This window comes from Paenibacillus sp. USDA918EY (assembly GCF_009870825.1).
Classification (GTDB): domain Bacteria; phylum Bacillota; class Bacilli; order Paenibacillales; family Paenibacillaceae; genus Paenibacillus_AQ; species Paenibacillus_AQ albilobatus.
Genome location: NZ_WTWY01000012.1, coordinates 25,021 through 38,482, shown reverse-complemented (window position 1 = coordinate 38,482; position 13,462 = coordinate 25,021). Strand labels below are relative to the sequence as shown.

The 13,462-nt window shown below is 46.1% G+C and carries 13 protein-coding genes; 9 read left to right on the top strand and 4 right to left on the bottom strand.

Annotated elements, in window-relative coordinates; genetic code table 11:
* Window positions 1-5: 5 nt before the first annotated feature.
* The 4 genes from GQY55_RS21310 to GQY55_RS21295 all read left to right on the top strand — a co-directional run bounded on the left by GQY55_RS21310 (window position 6) and on the right by GQY55_RS21295 (window position 6,249).
* Window positions 6-887 carry a carbohydrate ABC transporter permease gene (locus tag GQY55_RS21310; protein ID WP_160043933.1) on the top strand — a complete coding sequence of 294 codons (882 nt, stop codon included), beginning with the start codon at window positions 6-8 and terminating at the stop codon, window positions 885-887.
* Window positions 888-1,030: 143 nt separating this feature from the next.
* Entirely contained in the window at window positions 1,031-2,191 is a 1,161-nt protein-coding gene (locus GQY55_RS21305) for an efflux RND transporter periplasmic adaptor subunit (RefSeq protein WP_160043932.1), read from the top strand.
* A gap of 40 nt (window positions 2,192-2,231) precedes the next feature.
* Window positions 2,232-3,560, top strand: a complete 1,329-nt coding sequence (locus tag GQY55_RS21300) for an ABC transporter substrate-binding protein (RefSeq protein ID WP_160043931.1) — start codon at window positions 2,232-2,234, stop codon at window positions 3,558-3,560.
* A 178-nt stretch (window positions 3,561-3,738) separates the two neighbouring features.
* Window positions 3,739-6,249: a hypothetical protein gene (locus GQY55_RS21295; RefSeq protein ID WP_160043930.1), complete on the top strand. Its 2,511-nt coding sequence runs from the start codon at window positions 3,739-3,741 to the stop codon at window positions 6,247-6,249.
* Between the two features lie 142 nt (window positions 6,250-6,391).
* Here GQY55_RS21295 and GQY55_RS21290 read toward each other — a convergent pair whose 3' ends face one another.
* Window positions 6,392-6,886, bottom strand: coding sequence for a DinB family protein (locus GQY55_RS21290; RefSeq protein WP_160043929.1), 495 nt, complete (start codon window positions 6,884-6,886; stop codon window positions 6,392-6,394).
* 174 nt (window positions 6,887-7,060) lie between these two features.
* On the opposite strand from GQY55_RS21290, the gene GQY55_RS21285 reads away from it, so the two are divergent.
* Together GQY55_RS21285 and GQY55_RS21280 are read left to right on the top strand one after the other, a co-directional pair.
* Entirely contained in the window at window positions 7,061-7,471 is a 411-nt protein-coding gene (locus GQY55_RS21285; protein ID WP_160043928.1) for a MerR family transcriptional regulator, read from the top strand.
* A 1-nt stretch (window position 7,472) separates the two neighbouring features.
* The gene (locus GQY55_RS21280) at window positions 7,473-8,234 is read left to right on the top strand and encodes an SDR family oxidoreductase (RefSeq protein ID WP_160043927.1); all 762 of its coding nucleotides are present in this window, start codon (window positions 7,473-7,475) and stop codon (window positions 8,232-8,234) included.
* A gap of 74 nt (window positions 8,235-8,308) precedes the next feature.
* Here the strand turns inward: GQY55_RS21280 and GQY55_RS21275 are convergent, their stop codons facing one another.
* Window positions 8,309-9,265, bottom strand: a complete 957-nt coding sequence (locus tag GQY55_RS21275; RefSeq protein WP_160043926.1) for a hypothetical protein — start codon at window positions 9,263-9,265, stop codon at window positions 8,309-8,311.
* Window positions 9,266-9,578: 313 nt separating this feature from the next.
* Between GQY55_RS21275 and GQY55_RS31065 the strand changes: the two genes are divergently transcribed.
* Together GQY55_RS31065 and GQY55_RS21270 are read left to right on the top strand one after the other, a co-directional pair.
* The gene (locus tag GQY55_RS31065; protein WP_201452205.1) at window positions 9,579-9,719 is read left to right on the top strand and encodes a hypothetical protein; all 141 of its coding nucleotides are present in this window, start codon (window positions 9,579-9,581) and stop codon (window positions 9,717-9,719) included.
* Between the two features lie 359 nt (window positions 9,720-10,078).
* Window positions 10,079-10,723, top strand: coding sequence for a flavin reductase family protein (locus tag GQY55_RS21270; RefSeq protein ID WP_160043925.1), 645 nt, complete (start codon window positions 10,079-10,081; stop codon window positions 10,721-10,723).
* A gap of 166 nt (window positions 10,724-10,889) precedes the next feature.
* On the opposite strand, the gene GQY55_RS21265 is transcribed toward GQY55_RS21270, so the two are convergent.
* Entirely contained in the window at window positions 10,890-12,068 is a 1,179-nt protein-coding gene (locus GQY55_RS21265) for an MFS transporter (protein ID WP_160043924.1), read from the bottom strand.
* Between the two features lie 80 nt (window positions 12,069-12,148).
* Between GQY55_RS21265 and yeiL the strand changes: the two genes are divergently transcribed.
* The gene (yeiL, locus tag GQY55_RS21260) at window positions 12,149-12,820 is read left to right on the top strand and encodes a transcriptional regulator YeiL (protein ID WP_160043923.1); all 672 of its coding nucleotides are present in this window, start codon (window positions 12,149-12,151) and stop codon (window positions 12,818-12,820) included.
* Between the two features lie 115 nt (window positions 12,821-12,935).
* Here the strand turns inward: yeiL and GQY55_RS21255 are convergent, their stop codons facing one another.
* Window positions 12,936-13,415 carry a GyrI-like domain-containing protein gene (locus GQY55_RS21255; protein ID WP_160043922.1) on the bottom strand — a complete coding sequence of 160 codons (480 nt, stop codon included), beginning with the start codon at window positions 13,413-13,415 and terminating at the stop codon, window positions 12,936-12,938.
* Between the last annotated feature and the right edge of the window lie 47 nt (window positions 13,416-13,462).

The window sequence follows — 13,462 nt, the reverse complement described above, 5'->3', positions numbered from 1 at the left end:
AAAACGTGCCGATTGCCAAAGTTTTGCGAAACATTTCATTAACGTTCGTCACCAGCGTTATTGCCATCCTATTGCTGCTTCCGATTGGGGTCACATTCGTCAATTCGCTGACGACAGAAAAGGAAATAGAGATCAATTATAGAGCCATAGGGCAGAAGAATGATGTAGCCGCAGCCGGGAAAACAATGCCATTCGTCAATTTGAAATTGTTGCCGGACAAAGTTTCTTTGGAGCAGTATGGCAAGGTGCTCGTGGACAACCCGAAATATTTGACGATGTTTTGGAACTCCGTAGGAATGGTTGTGCCGATCATTGCCGGACAGACTTTTGTGGCGGCGCTCGCAGCATACGCGTTCTCCAAGCTGAAATTCCGCGGCAGGGATCCTTTGTTCCTCATCTATGTTTTAACCATGCTCATGCCGTTTCAGGTCACGCTGGTTCCGAACTATATCATGGCGGATCGGCTTGGAATGCTGAATAGTCCGAGTGCCATTATATGGCCCGGCATTTTCGCGGCATTCGGCGTATTTATGCTTAGGCAGTTCATGCTGGATATTCCTTATGCTTATATCGAAGCGGCTAAAATGGAAGGAGCCGGGCATTTGCGGATATTTTTCAAAATCATCGTCCCGATGATCAAACCGGGTCTGGCGGCGCTCATCATTTTATTGTTCGTCGATTACTGGAATATGGTCGAGCAGCCGCTTATTTTTCTGGACGACCCGTTCAAGCAACCGCTGTCGGTTTTTTTATCCAGGGTCACCGACGGGAATCGAGGGATTGCTTTTGCAGCATCCATGCTATATATGGCTCCGATGGTGCTGTTGTTCCTATATGCGGAATCGTATTTCATTGAGGGTATTCAATTGTCAGGCATCAAGGGTTAATGAACTCGAAGCTGAATGTTTGCAAGGGAAGTCAGGCTTTCGCGCAGCCAAGAGCCTACGTGGCAGCTTTCCTTTGGGGATTTTAGCCAGCGCTTACGATGCAATCTTTCCTGCAGAAAGGTTTTAGGAGGAGAAAGACGGATATGGAGTTAGGAAAAGAGCCGTCTGACCGAAGACGCAAACGCATGATTCAAATCGTATTTACCCTTTTTGTGGGGGTGCTTCTGTTTTTTACCTTGTTCAGCAATACGCTACAGTCGCTCACCCTGCCGAAAGTAGGGACGGAAAAGCCGACCAAAGGAAGCCTTACTTTTAAGATCGAGGGCAGCGATATCCTAAAGCCGCTGGACGAAGTGAAACTGTCGAACCCTGCCGGCTGGAAGGTTCAAAAGATTCTCGTCAAAGAAGGAGATTACGTCCAAAAGGGGCAGAAGCTAATCCTCTATGACAGCAAGGCGGCGGAGCAGGAGTTAAATGCAGAAATCACAAACCTGGAAAAACAAAAAATCGAGCAACAGAACTCTCAAGATCAGTACATCCTTTCGGCGGTGGAGGAGGACGAGCTGAAACTTCGGAATGCAAAGCGGGACATAGAAAAGGGCAAGCTTGAAATCGCCTTGGAGGAACAAAAAATTAACGGGATGAGAGAACTTTTAACCAGCCAAAAGCAGCTGACCGCTCCGTTCGATGGGATCGTTACAAAACTGAATGCGATTGAAGGGTTCGCCTCGGCGGGAGACCCGGACGTGATTGTATCGAACGGCAGCCTGGGTTACCGGATGAATATTCCTGTCGATGCCAAGCTTTTGTCCAGCTTAGGGATAAAGGTAGGGGAGAAGATCGAGGTCGAAGTGGATACAGCCCAGGATCAACAAGCAAGGGTATTGAGCGGGACGATTGCGGAAATCGCGAATGCAGAGCCGCTTCAAGGCAGCTCAACTGCCGAGGAGGCGGAGAAGAGCACGACAATCCCGCAGAAGACGCTTCGCATCAAGGTTGTTGATACCGAATTGAAAGGAGGCGAGCAGGCATCGATTAAACTCGAGAAACGCTCACTCCATGAGGGATTCCTTGTTTCCAATAAAGCGATCCATCAGGACCGCGAGGGAACGTATATCTTCAAAGTCGAAGAACAGCCGGGGACATTCGGCAATGTCTTTGTTGCCCGCAAAGTCCGGATTGCATCCAGTGAAACGAATGGTGCGGTAACGATGATTCAATCCGAAAATATCTTCGAGGACGACCAGATTATTTTAGAAAGCAGCGAGCCTTTGCAAGACGGCGACCGCATTCGCTTGCAATAGTCAAGCATTGAAGTAAGAAGAAACAATAGGAGGTTATACGATGAAAAAGTGGCTTTTGATGATGATAGCAGGCGCTTTAATGATAACAACAACGGCATGCAGTTCCGGAAGCAGCGGGAAAGAGAAACAGACCACCAAGGAAGGAAAGACCGTTATTACGTTATCTCTGCAAGAATCGAGCCCATTCTACGAGATCTTAAAGAAGAAGTTTGAAGAGAAGTACCCGGATATCGACCTGCAAATCAAATCCTATAAAAACGCGGGCGAACAATGGGGCCAGGGCGAGTATGAAAAATACGTAAAAACGACGAATACGGCCCTGTTATCAGGGAAAGGCGCGGATATCATCGAATTAAGCGGATTGCCTTTGGAAGAATATGTGAGCAAGAAGATGCTTCTCGACATGAAAGATTTAATGGATCAGGATCAAACGCTGGATAAGAACGATGTACAAATGAAAGTGTTAGAGTCTTTGAAGTTAAAAGGCGGGATGTATACGATCCCTGCCGGTTTCGGAATAGCAGCATTCGTTGGTGATGGGAACGTGTTGAAGAACTCCACGGTGAAGATCGACGATAAGAGCTGGAGCTGGAATACCTTTGAGGAGATCTCGAAGCAGCTTATTCAACAAGCAAGGAAGAGCGGCAGCAAACAGCTGTATGCCTTGGCGAATTACCCGCCGGATATGTTACTCGAGGAAATGGTTGTAGAAAATTACGCGCAGTTCGTCGATGGCGAGACGAAAAAAGGAAAGTTCGACTCTCCCGAATTCGTGGAACTGATGCAGCAGATCCAAAACATGTACGAAGAAAAGGTCATGACCGCAGATCAAGCCGAAATGGGTCATCAGTTGTTTTCTCCCGCTTCTTTATTGTCGCCGGGAGACTTGATCGACGTCTTATATTCATCCTTCGAAAATCCGGTACTGCTGCAAAAGCCGCATACGGGGCAATCCGAAGGAACGCGGATTTTTCCCTTAAACGAATTTGCGATCCGGGCCAATTCTCCGGTGAAAGACGAAGCGTGGAAGTTCATTTCCTTCTTATTATCTGACGAGGCGCAATCGCTGCAAGATCGGGAAGGCTTTTCCCTGCTTGCATCCGTAAACGACAAAAAAATAAACGAGCTTCAGGAAAAAGCGAAAAGCGGAACCTATAAGCTGCCGGACGGTAAAAAAGCCAAAATATCGGACGATGCATTTACGCAGTTCAAACAATTCGTTCATAGTGCGTATCGATATGTGAACGTGGATGGCAGAGTCGTTCCAATTATAGGCGAAGAGTCCGCAACCTTTTTTAATGGGCAGAAGTCTGCAGAAGAAGTAGCGAAGTTGATCCAGAACCGCGTAACAACCTATTTAAACGAATAGGAAAAACGGAAACGAAAGAAGCGGCCCACCTTCGTGCGCTGCTTTTTTCTAAGAGGAGCATGAAAAGATAAATTTCAAAGGCTTAACATTCCACATCTCTCGAAACAGTTTGCGTTACACACGGTTTGTCTTCTGAGAAAAGATTGTCGATATACATGTTCAACAAGGAGGGCAAGTTATGCTCAAGCCAATAAGGAACTGTGCTGCAGTTTTGCTCAGCTCAGCGATAATAAGTCAGACTATTGCACTTGAAGCCCATACAGCACAGGCAAGCGTTCCATCCAATAACAAATCAGCGGCGGCAGCAGTATTCACGCTGGAGAGCCTCGGATCCGTAGCTTTGAGGAGCCATGTCAGCGTCAAGCTGACGAATATCGACATGTTCGCCCAGCCGGGCGGTAACATCCTTATCTATACGCTGAGTTATAACAACGGCACCGGGAGCAATGTCGCCCTCATCGATTATTTTTCCCAGGTAACTACATCGGGCGGTACGGTTGTACAAGGAAAACCTATCACGAAGGATGCAGCCATAAAAACAGTACCCGCCAAGAGCAGCCAAACCGTTACTTATTATGTCAACATCGGCAAGGCCGCCAAAGTAAACGGAGTAAAGGTATCTATATTCGGTTTTGATTTCAGCAGCGCCAATTATCAAAAAAGGCTGGGCGTTTTTACCATTCCAACTCATTATTCAACGATCGTTCCTGAAGGACAAAGCCGGAAAATGATGGTCGATGATCTACCTGTGACTGCGAAAGCGGAAAGTCTGCAAAAGATTCAAATGAACGGAAAAGTATATTTGAAGGCAGGCATCAGTTTGGCGAATTCGGGTACAAAGGCGCTAAGTGATCCCGGTTATAAAGCATACCTGAAGTCTTCCGGCGGCTCGGTTTTTGATCTCAAATTGGATGATGCCAGCAGCAGTTACGCAGTGCAGCCGCAGGAGAAAAAAATGATCTACTATCTGGCAGAGGTTCCTTCCTACTTGAAAACAGAAAATATGATACTGCAATTAGCGCAGGAAGACCCGACTTTGAAAGTGAATCTGCCGATTCAATCCTTTAGTCTTCCAGCTGTAACCGTACTGGATTCAGCGGTACCTATTTACGCTGTCAAGAACATTTTCATCGGCAAGAATGCAGTCGAAACGCAGCTCAAGAGCACCTCTGTTTATCCGGAGAATGATTTCGCGAAATGGAGTTTGAAGTTTCGAATGAAAAATCTCGGCAATAAATCTGTAACGCTGCCAGCTTACGAGCTCGTCGTTAAGACCGCTGAAGGTTACAGCATTCCGGTGGATGCTAAGGCGTTTGCCAACGTAACCTTAAAACCGCTGGAAGAGAAAATCTTTGATCTCAGCGTTGATGTGCCGTTAAAGCTGAACCAAGACAGGTTGCAATTGCACTTGAGCGAGCCACCGGCGCCCGATAAAGTCATTTTCCCGACAGCACGTTACATGATCCCTTATTCCTTGGAAAATAGCGGCAAGCTGGGAATAGAAAACTTGTTTGAAAACAGTCACGGGACATTCGCGGTCAAGCTCGACTCTTTCCAGCGTTTGCCATGGCAAGATGGCGATCAAATGGCAGCCAAAATCAGCATTCGCAACACATCGTCTCATGCCGTTCAGATGCCTAAACTTAAAGCTCTGGTCAAGGCGGGAATGAGCGACCTCAGCGGCTCGGCGCACCTCGTAGCTCCTAATGGCTTAACGGCGCTCGCTCCTAACGAATCGGCAGAGATGTACGTGCTTGCGGGCGTTCCGTATTCCTATAGCTTCAACCAATTAAGGATTATTCTGCAGGAGAGTTCAGGTGATGAAGTTACGACATTCATCTCATTGAATACGAATGCTCTCAACAATGTGATGAACAACGTGGATGCAGGCGGTTCCTTCCATATTGATATCCCTGGCAAAAAAGCAGAAGTTCGCGAACGACGGACAACCGTTTATAGCGACAGCGGATCGAATGTAATATATACGGAGTTGGAGATGGTGAACGGAGAATCCCGGCAATCGAAACCGGCACAGCTTGTTGCTTATTACAAAACATCTGATAATCAATACTATGAAGCTAAGGTGAGTCAATCGCCCAATTCCATAGGCCCGAATGGTAAAAGTTTGGTAACCGTCTGGAGCAAGCTTCCGCAAAGTGTGAATACTTCAGAGCTTATGCTTTATATTGGCGCAGGTGTAGCTGACGGTAAGCTGACAGATCTAGGCGGTACATCAACCGGATATATCAATACGGTTGGGCTATCCCTTAACGCCACACCAATAAAGCCGTCTAATTTAAACAGCTTGGATTTGTTCCCTTACAATCTGTCGATTGTAAATGCGGTTAGTACCATTACTGAAGGGAAGGATACGCTGGATACAGTTATCCATTACAACTTATCCAAGAACGAAGAATACGAAACAGGTTCTTATGAGCATAAGCTTGTGTTGGAACTCATTGACCCTTATGGAGAATCCATGGAAAAAACTTTAGCCCTTGGGACGGAGTGGACGATTGGCAATGGTAAATCATACGAAATGTCCTTCAATAACAAACTCCGCAAAATATATGGCGGAACCATTCGCATAAATCTGTATGATGAGTTCCAGGGCCGAAGAATTTTGCTGGGGAGCCAAGCTTATCCCATAACTTACGTGAAAGCGCCAAACGATGCAAATCAACAGTGATAGGGTGCTTTGATCTAATCGGAAGGGGCCACTCCTTCAAGATCTCTGTCTTGAAAAAGTGGCCCCTGTTTTATTCACCTATAAGGCGGCATATTGGCATATTCGCCTTTTGCCCTGCGAGTTTTATGCACAACCCAATTTACTAGCTTTGCTCGTCGGCGGAGGGACCGTACATCCCCGGCACCGGAATATCAAGAAGCCGGTAATAAACCCCAAGCTGTGCCCGATGGTGAACCATGTGGCTTATTCCGAAGGTGCGAAGCGCGATCGCCCGAGGTTGGCGGAGGATGATATGGTCGCCATGCCGCAAAGTCCATTCCTCGCCGAGCGCATTCTCGTCGCATTCGTCTAACAGCTTTTCAAGCTTGACGACGTTCGCGTCGAACTCCTCCAGCACGTCTTCGCGTCTTTCCAAAGCTTCCCGCCGAGACGGCACGGTCGAAAGATCTAATTCCGCGGAAAGAAAAATTGCGACTTGCCAGTTCAGCAGATTGATCAGGTGCGTCGCCAACCCGCCCAAGGTCATCGATTTGTCGTGCGGTCTCCAGTTCATGTGTTCATCAGGCAGGCGCTCCAATACGCGGCGCGTAGTAGCGAGCTCATGTTTGGCATCTCCGAAGATCAGTTGTTTCATCATAGATTCCCTCCCCTTCGCTATAAGGCAAGCATACTATAAACCTAATTGACTGAAAAGGCTTTAAATGTAAACTTCACGGATTAAGAGGTTTTTTCTTTTTCTGTTGACTTAAACCATGGTTTAAGTCGTATCATATTCCTGTCGACACGTTAAGAAAAAAATGGAGGCCTCCAGATGAAATATTGTTCCATTAGCGAAGCTTCAGCCAAATTCAATATTCCGGAATCAACGTTACGTTATTATGAAAAAAAAGGTCTGCTGCCATTAATCGAGCGTGATGAAGCGGGGAGGCGGTTGTTTTCAGAAGACCAAATGACGCTCCTCGAGATCATCATTTATTTAAAAAACACGCACATGTCAATAAATGATATCAAGCAATATGTGGATTGGGTCGTGGAAGGCGATGACACCACCGAACTCCGGCTTGAAATGTTGAAAAATCACAAACAAGCGGTACAAGCTGAAATGTCGTTAATGCAAGAAGCCTTAAAAGGAATTGACGTTAAAATCACACGCTACATCAAACGTATCGAGAAAAGGAAAGAAGCAAGACAAACTGAAAAAATAATCGAAAAGAGGAATTAGCATGAAACTTTCGGGAAACACGATCCTCATTACCGGAGGCGGTTCCGGAATCGGGCTGGCTTTTGCCGAACGCTTTATCAAGGCCGGGAATAAAGTCATTATTTGCGGCCGGCGCGAACATGTACTCCAAGAAGCGAAAGAAAAATTCCCTAACCTTATTACCCGTGTCTGTGATCTGGATATTGAATCCGAACGCATAGCGTTGTTTGACTGGGCAACGGCAAACTATCCGGAAGTGAATGTGCTGGTTAACAACGCAGGCATCCAACAACGATTTAATGTATTAAAATCAGATGCGAAGCAGAATTGGAGTTATTTCCGAAAAGAAATCACAACCAACATTGAAGCGCCTTTCCATCTCGTTATGCTGTTCGCTCCATTTTTTGCTACAAAAGAAGAGGCGACGATCATTAACGTGACATCCGGGTTGGCTTTTACGCCGTTTGCGATTGCTCCGATCTACTCGGCTTCCAAAGCGGCGCTTCATTCATTTACAGTGAGCCTAAGACACCAACTTTCCGAAACGTCTGTAGAAGTCATTGAGGTCGCTCCTCCGGCAGTGAATACGAATTTAGGCGGAGCGGGGTTGCATGTCCAGGGAGAACCATTGGATGCCTTCACCGATGGAATTTTCAAAGGATTAGAGGAGGGGCAAAAGGAAATTGGATATGGTTCTTCCGCGAACCGCTTACGCATGTCACGCGACGAAATCGACCAATATGTAGAAAATATGTATAAAGCCACAAAAAGCACAATTGAATAACTTCAATTCGAATGTACCGTATCTAAAACCCTTCAATCCCTTTCAGCAAGAGATTGAAGGGTTTTTATATTCCATTATTCGGAGGCGCTGTAATCGTTGAAATAGTGCACTCCGTCGTGAGCCGTATCACCAGGTTGTGTTCTTCGGTTGGTGTTGAACCAGAGTTTATCCCCGTCCGCGATCCCAACGCCCTCGATTTCAAAAAGGTCAGGGTAGGCAGAGGACGTAACACGGAATGATAGATTGTCATCTGCGCGTATTGTGCCTGAAGCGGTAGAGATATTTCGATACACAAGTACAATGCTGACGTTTTTGTATGTCATTGGAACATAAATGGTATTGTTATAATAACCGAAACCTTGGAATGCATATGACGTGATGTTAGGCACGGTGCTGCCGTTGACCCGTGCATCTTCAACATTTAAAGTGAAGCCGCTGGATAAATCAATGGTTCCACTGTTTGCGGTCAGGGGGAGCGATCCCTTGTAAAAGGTCCGTCCGGTTTTGAATAAAAAGTATATCTTGTTTGCGTCTTTGCCGGTAATTTTCACACCCGACATGGCCTTATCCGCATGATCGTATTTGATGGCATAGCTGCCGACTTTATAATATGTCGTTCCGACATACTTCAGTTTTACGAGACTCATATTGCCGGAGTTCATGGTGACGATAAACATATAATAATTCCCGTCGATTGTACTGAGGGCGACATCATTGGCGTGGCCGAGGTAGGTAGCGAAAGTTTTCCCTGTATCCCCGTTCGTCATAAGCGTCGTGGTTCCATCGCTCATTTTGGTCCGATAAATGACTGCCTTAGTATTCTCAGTGTTGACTTTCACAGAATAGACGTAGGTAGATCCCACAGCAAATCCCTGAGCGGCGTTGCAGTCATTTGCATTGCCCAGCGTGGCGACGGTGGTGTAGGTGTTGTAATAGGCTGCACTGGCTATCGCGGGGATGAACATGGACGCACAGAGAAGAAGGATTGCAAATAAGGCGAATCCCTTTTTTCGTGGATAAAAACTTTTCATACACGGAAACCTCCATAAAATTTGTATGTTTATATTGAAAACACAGGAAATATATGGTTGATTTTATTGTACAACATTAACCTCTTCCGTGAACATTGAATCACATGATGCATAACCAAAAAATATGTAAGAACGTTTTCATCCATCGCCGCGCTGGTTTCTTTTATGATCGCTATCCGTAAATGGTGAATGAGTCTTTACGCTTGTGAACGACAGAAAGATAACCAAGAGAAGAATTGTCGATATCTGGATTCAGCGCCAGGGTATGAAAACAAGGTCAGGCGCACAAGTTATGTATGGGGGTGAACGTCAAATGACTGGAAGAAACAACAAGCCGAAAAACGACGGACCTGCCTCTTCGCCGGGACGGCTGGATCAATTCGGTGAGAAGCTGACAGAAGTCGATGGGAACAAACCGATGAACCCTGGTAAAAACGGCGGAAAAAGCTGCTGAATAAAGAGCTTACCTTTTCCTGCTTAGAGAAATCCCGTAAAGAAACGGCCCCATTAAACGGCAGTCGTTTCTTTTTGTATCATGATCACCAGCTTTATCATAAACTCGACCTACATAAAATTCTAAAGTACATGGCGTGATTTCAAGAAGGGTTAGCACAAGGGTTAGGCGGAATATGCCTAGCCCAATTTTCATTTCGTCAAGTATGGGTCCTCCACAATATCTTTATCTTGCGGTCATATTCGCGAAAGCCAATCAGGCATAAATATGCGTGTTATACTCTTGAAGACAACAACGGGTTGCCGATCTCGCATGATGAACCATAAGAAATCATTTCAAGAGAAGGAGCGTCGTTTGAAATGCATAAAGTTATAGAGCCTAAAATTCTTTACTTTGGAACTCCTGTCGTTCTCATAAGCACATTAAACGAAGACGGTTCCGCTAATTTGGCACCCATGTCCTCCGCATGGTGGTTAAATCAGTCTTGCATGCTCGGAATGAGCCGCAAATCGAAAACGGTGCAAAATCTTATCCGTGAGCAAGAGTGCGTCTTGAATCTTCCATCGGCGGATCTTGTTGGCGCCGTCGACAAACTGGCTTTGCTTACCGGCGCAAATCCTGTGCCCGAGACCAAAATGCAGCGGGGATACAGCTACGAATCCGATAAGTTCGGCACGGCCGGACTCACCCCGGAGCCTTCCGATTTGGTCAAAGCACCCCGCGTGGCGGAATGTCCCGTTCAGTTAGAGGCCTCTCTCATTAAAGTACATGATTTCGGTGAACCCAGCAGTCTGGTCTCGATCGAGGTAGCCGTCACCAGAGTGCATATTGATGAAAAGCTGTTAATGACGGGGGAGAAAAATTACATTGATCCTGAAAAATGGAGCCCGCTGATTATGAACTTCTGTGAATATTTCGGATTAAGCGGTAAACTGCATCCCTCCAGATTGGCACCGGTATTCGGTCCGCCATCCCGCGAGGAAGGTTCGCGAGCCTTGAGCTAAGATGGAGCTGCATCAAAATCAAAAAAGCCGGATTCGTTTATTAACGAGCCGACTTTTTTGGTTTAAGATCCTTTTATACCCTTGATGGTGGTTGTTTACGTCCTGCATTTAAAAATTTGGGCCGGTGGCATGCTCGTTTAATCGCGCTGCTTTACCTTTTTATTGATCACTTGTTTGTCTCCATTTGTTCACCCGCTTGATGGTCTAATTTCCGGTAAACGAGGGCAAGCAGCATTGAAGGAATAGTACAAACAATCATCCCGATAAAAGCGTATCTTGGCTCGATTTCGTACAAATAACCGCCGAAAATCGTAAAGATCGCCGTGCTCCAGCTCAGTGCAAGCGCGGAATACATGCCTTGAGCATTCGGAATTTGCGCAGGAGGCATATTTTTAAACAAGTATTTCATAAAGGCATAATGCCCCATCGCAAAAGAGCAGGCATGCAACGCTTGCGAGATACAGAAGACGACCACGTTCGGAAAGGCAAAGACGAGTATCCAACGCAAGGTTGAACCAAGCGCCGCAAACGCCAACAAGGAACCAACCGAAAATCGTTGAAAGCTCCGGTCCGCGATCAGAAAGAAGATGATTTCCGCGATGACGGCAATGTTAATGATGACGCCGATCAAATATTTGGGTGCATGGATTTCCTGCAAATAAATATACCCGTAGTTGTAATAAGAAGCGTGCGCCGCTTGCAGCAATATGACGATCATCAGCACGACGCCGAAGTGTTTAACGCGAAACAATTGCAGCATGCCGAGTTTTTTGCTTCGATTTGCCGGCGGTTTTTCGCTTAAAATAACGGGGGCACGCATGAAATGAAGACAAACGAGCACCAACATGCCAAGCAGCAGCGCCCATAAAATCACTTGATCTCCCAGCGCTCCCGTGAAGACGGTTAAAATCATGCCGGAAACGACAAAGCCGATGGAACCCCACGAACGGCTTTTCCCGTAGTGTTTTAATTGCTTGTTTTGTACCAGGATGCCGGCCGCGCTATCCAATGCAGGCATCAAAGCCGGATAAAACAAATGCAGCAGCAATGTGGCTGCAAGCAAGCCGGCAAAAGAATTCGCCGGAATATAACATAACATGGCGATCAGGGTGCCGATGGACATCCCGGTCCGCAAAGTTTTGCTGCTGAATTTGCCTGATAAAAACGGAAAAATGAATAAGGTAGAAAGGCCTCGCGCCACCAATCCCAAACTCATAATCAAACTGGCTTGCGAAACCGAAATTCCTTTGGTATGAATCATCCATCCCGTCCAAAAGGGGAGGAAAATCCCCCAAGTGATGAAGAAACTAAAAAACTGTCTGCTCATCCAACGTTGCGAATTCATTTTTATTCCCTCCAATGTTTTGCATCTTATCATGGAGAGTCGTACAATAATATGAGATATCTCATCTTTTGGAGCGGGTTATGGAAATTTACAGAAGCGAGAAAAGGCAGCGTTATTTGGAGGAAGCTTCGATTGGGCATTTATTTTCTTTTCCGATCGAAGAGTTTATGGAAGTGCATAAATATGAACGCGATGAATGGATCATTCAGGAAGGCAAGCGGCCGGATTTTTTGTTTTACGTCATAGAAGGTAAAGCGAAAATTTATGTGACGCATCATAACGGAAAGGTTTCCTTATTAAACTTCGTTCAGCCGATGGATTATATCGGGGAAATGGAATTATTAAATCAGACTTATTATTCCAAAGGGATTCAAACTTCTACCGAAACCGTTTGTATTGCGATCCCTTTTCATGCTTGCCGCACAAAAATGCTGGAGGACGCGAAGTTTCTGCGCGAACTTGCCAAGTTTTTAAGCATCAAATCGACGCAAATGGCTGCAAAGTATGCGCAAAGCCGCTCTTTCCCGCTTGAAAACCGGCTTGCAGACTTTATTTTGCAAACGGCCGATGGAGAGATGTATAAGGAGAAGCACGTCACCGTCTGTGATTTTTTAGGCGTCACCTACCGCCATTTGCTATATGTGCTTGCGCAGTTTTGCGATAAGGGATATTTGCAAAAGGATGGGCGTCACTATCGCATTCTGCAGCCCAACGCGCTGAATAAACTTGCAGGCATGTTAACGAATGAATAACGAGAGCGAGCAGCTAACAATTCAGAAAATTCCATGCGTAAATCCGTTGAAAAAAAGGAACAGCACCCTCGAATTGGTTGGAGAGGTGCTGTTCGTTCGTAACCGCAGTATTTCTTTATTTTCTAACCACGGGAATCCACATTTCGCCAACGACGTCGCCGTTTCGCTGCCCCATCTCAACCGTTGCATTTGGCCCGCCGACATAGGCAAAATCCTTTGCTTCAGGCAGCACTTGGCCAAAGGCGATGCCGGCAAGCGTGTTACTCAACTCTTCGGAAGTCTTCGCTTCCCCTTTAACCACGAGGTATTCTCCCTTCGGGAATTGAATGATTCTCGATGCTTCGGGTAGCGATGCCTCCGTCATGACGCCGGCATAATACATCATCTTGTTATTCACCGCTTCGTTCACGGCAAAAATGTATTCATTTGCGGCGATGGATTTTAAAGTGTCCAGTCTTCCGTCTTGTTCGACGGCCGACCAAAAGTCTGCTTTTTCCTTGTTTATGCCGGCATAGTCCGTGTAATGGCTTTTAAGCTCCGTTCCAATGCCCAAAACGGTAAAGCCGTCTTTTTCCTCAAGCGTAAAATTTGCCATATTCAAAACCTTCCTTTTTTTTTGAATTTATCAAATGATTTGTCTTT

What these genes read in the sequence shown, in the direction of transcription:
- GQY55_RS21285 (WP_160043928.1), top strand. Translation starts at nt 7,061, where the DNA reads ATGAAATATTGTTCCATTAGCGAAGCTTCAGCCAAATTCAATATTCCG.
- GQY55_RS21305 (WP_160043932.1), top strand. Translation starts at nt 1,031, where the DNA reads ATGGAGTTAGGAAAAGAGCCGTCTGACCGAAGACGCAAACGCATGATT.
- GQY55_RS21290 (WP_160043929.1), bottom strand. Translation starts at nt 6,886, where the DNA reads ATGATGAAACAACTGATCTTCGGAGATGCCAAACATGAGCTCGCTACT.
- yeiL (WP_160043923.1), top strand. Translation starts at nt 12,149, where the DNA reads ATGGAAATTTACAGAAGCGAGAAAAGGCAGCGTTATTTGGAGGAAGCT.
- GQY55_RS21295 (WP_160043930.1), top strand. Translation starts at nt 3,739, where the DNA reads ATGCTCAAGCCAATAAGGAACTGTGCTGCAGTTTTGCTCAGCTCAGCG.
- GQY55_RS31065 (WP_201452205.1), top strand. Translation starts at nt 9,579, where the DNA reads ATGACTGGAAGAAACAACAAGCCGAAAAACGACGGACCTGCCTCTTCG.
- GQY55_RS21300 (WP_160043931.1), top strand. Translation starts at nt 2,232, where the DNA reads ATGAAAAAGTGGCTTTTGATGATGATAGCAGGCGCTTTAATGATAACA.
- GQY55_RS21265 (WP_160043924.1), bottom strand. Translation starts at nt 12,068, where the DNA reads ATGAATTCGCAACGTTGGATGAGCAGACAGTTTTTTAGTTTCTTCATC.
- GQY55_RS21270 (WP_160043925.1), top strand. Translation starts at nt 10,079, where the DNA reads ATGCATAAAGTTATAGAGCCTAAAATTCTTTACTTTGGAACTCCTGTC.
- GQY55_RS21280 (WP_160043927.1), top strand. Translation starts at nt 7,473, where the DNA reads ATGAAACTTTCGGGAAACACGATCCTCATTACCGGAGGCGGTTCCGGA.
- GQY55_RS21255 (WP_160043922.1), bottom strand. Translation starts at nt 13,415, where the DNA reads ATGGCAAATTTTACGCTTGAGGAAAAAGACGGCTTTACCGTTTTGGGC.
- GQY55_RS21275 (WP_160043926.1), bottom strand. Translation starts at nt 9,265, where the DNA reads ATGAAAAGTTTTTATCCACGAAAAAAGGGATTCGCCTTATTTGCAATC.